At 49.6% G+C, this 1,249-nt stretch carries 2 protein-coding genes; both read left to right on the top strand.

Going from position 1 to position 1,249, the window contains the following annotated elements; all coding sequences use genetic code 11:
• Positions 1 to 78 precede the first annotated feature (78 nt).
• A complete protein-coding gene (locus CXF70_RS06620; RefSeq protein WP_101802015.1) occupies positions 79 to 378 on the top strand; it encodes a transposase in 300 nt (99 codons plus the stop codon).
• On the top strand, positions 378 to 1,249 hold an 872-nt coding region (locus CXF70_RS06610), incomplete at its 3' end, for an IS3 family transposase (protein WP_158241160.1). The genes CXF70_RS06620 and CXF70_RS06610, both read left to right, overlap by 1 nt.

Raw genomic sequence — 1,249 nt, 5'->3', positions numbered from 1 at the left:
TGGGTTTAGACTTAAAAGTGGACACGGCTCATCGGTTTTCGACATACTAAAACCATCAATCAAAAGGACGTGTCCATTATGGGTAAACACAAAGATGCAGAGTATAAGGAATATATCGCCAAGCTTCATATTGAAGAAGGACGGAAAGCTACCGACCTGGCATATGAAGCTGGCGTCAGTGCCACAACAATTCGGCAATGGGCGAGAGATTACCGGGAAAAGCAGGATCGATTGGCCAATCCGACAGGTGAACCCCGGGTCACCTTTTCAGAAATGGAGAAGAAGCTTCGAGAGACGGAAAACCGGCTGAAAGAGCGTGACGATGAGGTAGAAATCTTAAAAAAGGCCATGCATGTCTTCATGAAAAGCCGCACGTAATCTTTTCGTTCATTGAAGAGCACCGGAACGAATACGACGTGTTGATGATGTGTAATTTACTTGGCGTATCCAGAGGCGGTTACTATAAATGGCGGACTCAGCTGATCACAGCTCACCGCACAGAACGGCAGCTTCTGCGAGAAGAGATTCTGCAAAAAATCGCTCAATCGTATCATGAAAGCTATGGCACCTACGGTAGCCCGCGCATTCTTGAGGACCTCAAGGCGCAGGGTTATTCCATTTGCGAACGAACCGTGGGTCGTTACATGAAGGAGCTTGAGCTCTGCGCTTTGCCAGTCAAACAGTTCGTGACAACGACCGATTCTAATCACAGCCAATTTGTCTATCCGAATCTTCTCGAGCGCCAGTTCAATGTCGACCAGCCCAATAAAGTCTGGGTAGCTGATATAACGTATATCTGGACAATGGAAGGCTGGCTCTACCTGGCGAGCGTGATGGACTTGTTCTCCCGCAAGATTGTCGGCTGGAGCTTGGATGTCACGATGAAGGCGGAACTGCCACTGGGGGCGCTGCAGGAGGCGCTGCTCTTGCGGAATCCCTCAGGTGAGCCGATTCACCACTCGGATCGCGGATCCCAGTACTGTTCCGAAAAATACACCGAGTGCCTGAATACAGGAAAATTCAAGATCAGCATGAGCCGCAAGGGAGATCCCTATGACAACGCCTGCATCGAATCGTTTCACGCCACCATCAAGAAAGAACTGATCTACCGCCGCCGGTTCCGAACACGAGAAGACGCCCGAAAGGCCATCGGCCATTACATCGATGACTTCTATAATTTGCGGAGACGACACTCCACACTCGGTTATTTGTCCCCCGAAAGCTATGAAAAAAAGTACGCTTTTCTACC

This window comes from Planomicrobium sp. MB-3u-38, assembly GCF_002836425.1.
Classification (GTDB): domain Bacteria; phylum Bacillota; class Bacilli; order Bacillales_A; family Planococcaceae; genus Planococcus; species Planococcus okeanokoites.
This window is presented reverse-complemented; position numbering and strand designations above follow the sequence as displayed.